Source organism: Vibrio owensii CAIM 1854 = LMG 25443 (assembly GCF_000817815.1).
Taxonomy (GTDB): Bacteria; Pseudomonadota; Gammaproteobacteria; order Enterobacterales; family Vibrionaceae; genus Vibrio; species Vibrio owensii.
The window spans coordinates 1-3024 of sequence record NZ_JPRD01000098.1; the positions used below are offsets into that span (position 1 = coordinate 1).

Genomic DNA, 3024 nt, shown 5'->3' on the forward strand with positions numbered 1-3024 from the left:
TTATGCAACTTGGCTAATGACACCTAACTCATATTAATCAAACTATATAACTGTCAGCGCTGGCGTTTTTCTGTATTACGAAGAGAACTTATTATGAGTGATAAACTGAAAACGAAACGACTTCCTTCCTTTGTTGAGGAACGCCTGGACTTTTATATTCAAGATCTGATTGAACAGAACGAGAACCAAAAGCACTTGGTATTAGGGAAACGACCGCAACCCGAAGCTGTGGTCATGCAGAGTAACGATTACTTATCGCTATCTCATAACCAACAGATTCAAAAAGCTCACCGAGATGCGATATCTGAGCATGATGATAACGTCGTTATGTCTGCGATTTTCTTGCAAGATGATGATTCGAAGCCTGCATTTGAAACGCAACTTGCGAATTACGTCGGCATGGGGAGTTGCTTGCTTTCCCAGTCGGGATGGGCTGCGAATATAGGATTGTTGCAGACCATTTGTCCGCCTGAAACGCCGGTTTATATCGACTTCTTTGCGCATATGTCATTGTGGGAAGGTATTCGGGCCGCGGGAGCACAAGCGCATCCGTTCATGCACAACAACATGAACCACTTGCGTAAGCAGATCCAGCGTCATGGCTCAGGCGTCATCGTGGTAGATTCGGTCTATAGCACGATAGGCACGATCGCCCCACTCCACGACATCTACGAAATGGCGCGTGAGTTTGATTGTGCTTTAGTGGTGGATGAATCCCACTCGTTAGGAACACACGGGCCTAACGGCTCTGGCTTGGTAAAAGCGCTGGAACTCACTGATCAAGTAGATTTCATTACTGTCAGTCTGGCAAAAACCTTTGCTTATCGAGCAGGAGCGATTCTCGGCCCAGAAAAACTGGCACGCACGTTACCATTCGTTGCGTTCCCGGCCATTTTTAGTTCAACGGTTCTGCCACAAGAAGTCATTCGACTAGAGAAAACGCTCGAAGTGATTAAAGACGCCGATGATAAACGAACTATGTTGTTCAATCGCGCTAAAGAGCTCAGAACGGGCCTTAAGCAGATTGGTTTTAGTATCCGCAGCGAATCACAAATTATCGCGTTAGAGTGCGGTAGCGAGCGTAATACCGAGCGTGTACGTGACTTCTTGGAAGAACGTAATGTCTTTGGCGCTGTGTTTTGTCGCCCGGCAACGGGAAAGAATAAGAACATTATTCGATTCTCAATCAACGCCGACATGACGTCTCGCGACATCGACCATGTGCTGACCGCTTGTCAGGAAGCGTATAACCATCCAGAACTAGAGTTTGTTTAACAGATCATAAACGGCACGTTTGAATGGAAGCTTGTGACTGCCGAAAAACAAAGAGCTCAGCGTTATGCTGAGCTCTATTATGACCGTTTGCTTCCCCGTGGTGATACTGGGTAAACAATACGAGGAGTTAAGACAACTAGGTTAAGAACGCTGGGTTAAATCCAATTAGCAATTTTGTCGAACAGTCTGTTCTTGTCGGCGGGTTTCACGATGAAATCCGACATCCCCGATGAGCCAATCTTATCTAGTGTAATCGGTGAGCTGTCGCCAGTATGCGCAATGATAGGCACCGTTGAATACGCCTTGTTTGAACCTCGAATCCGATGAGACGCCTCCACACCATCCATCACAGGCATTTCAATGTCCATTAAAATCAAATCGACATCATTCGCGTCTAATGCGTTGATTGCTTGCTGACCATCTTCTTTCTGAATCACGTCAAATCCCTGCTTCTCGAGCAACATAGCCGTAAACTTGCGTAAAGACTCGTTGTCGTCCACCACCATAATAGTGCGCTTGTTTGTCGAATCCAGAGGTTTCACCGGCATCACTGGCACTACGTAGTTTGCATCATAGAGCAGACGGTCGATGGTTGCTCTGGTGTTTAGCAGCCATGCTTGGGTTTCTACCCAAATCGGTTCGAAAGACACGTTTCTTGCGCGTTGAATTGGATGGTGCTCAAAGAGATACACGATTCGTGCTTCAGTAAAAGAGAGCAAAGATTCAACTTTATCGAGGTGACTCCCTCGCACGTCTAAGCTTTCCATGTCGATCAGTATTAAATCAAACTCGAATTCGTACTCTTTCTTCTTCATCATCGCCGGCACATCAAGTACCGTGAGTTCGAATCCCATAAAGCGCGCAATATCAGTTACTTTCGATACTAAAATGTTTTGCTCACTCACAAACAAAATCGTTTTTAGCTTCGTTAATTCACTCTTAATCTCTTTGACTGCGTTTGAGCCAATGGTTGGGAACGTCATGGTAAATTGTGACCACTCGCCGACTTCCGATTGACAACGGATATCACCACCAAACGAACGCATCACTTTCTTACAGAAAGGCAAACCAAGACCGTAGTTTCCGGATTTACCCGTGGTATAAAAATCTTGGAAAATACTCTGAAGTACATCTGGAGAAATGCCCGAACCATTATCCGTAACCACAATTTGGTTAGTGAACTCATCGCTATACATGGTGACGTGAATATGGAAATCTTCGGAACTACGATGATGGAACGCATTCTTGAATAAGTTGTACATCACGTACTTAAGCAATGTATCGCTGCCCAAGAAATCGAACTCGCTTCTTACGTCTAAAGAGATCGCAAAACGGTCGGTGGAACGTTTGTAACTGAAGCTTTCAATTGCACTCTCGACAACGGTTTGTGCTGAATGTTTTTTGAATGTAGAGCGAGATACACGGTTCTCATCAATTGAAGTAAGCAGCAAGTCAATGGTTTCATTCCCTGAGTGGATGATCTTCATCGCGTCACTGCTAACTTCTCGTAACAGTGTCACGTCTTCATCGCTTAATGTGTATTGCACCTTCTTGCCCTCTTTTGGGTTTGGCAGAACCGATTGAATAACATCAATAGAAGTCAGCAAACCGCTCAATGGGTTTCGCATCTCATGTGCAATGCCGGCACCAAAAGATTTCGCCAAGGATACTTTTGCTTCGTGCTCAACCTGATTTCTGAAGTAGAACAAGTTACCGAACAGATAGATAAACAAGAAGATTGGCACATGC

The 3024-nt window shown here is 45.0% G+C and carries 2 protein-coding genes; one reads left to right on the forward strand and one right to left on the reverse strand.

Going from position 1 to position 3024, the window contains the following annotated elements; all coding sequences use genetic code 11:
* Window positions 1–36 precede the first annotated feature (36 nt).
* Window positions 37–1275 carry an alpha-hydroxyketone-type quorum-sensing autoinducer synthase gene (cqsA, locus tag H735_RS29400; protein ID WP_227741577.1) on the forward strand — a complete coding sequence of 413 codons (1239 nt, stop codon included), beginning with the start codon at window positions 37–39 and terminating at the stop codon, window positions 1273–1275.
* A 155-nt stretch (window positions 1276–1430) separates the two neighbouring features.
* On the opposite strand, the gene H735_RS29405 is transcribed toward cqsA, so the two are convergent.
* Window positions 1431–3024 (reverse strand): ATP-binding response regulator (locus H735_RS29405; protein ID WP_020198129.1); only part of this gene is annotated, 1594 nt, incomplete at its 5' end.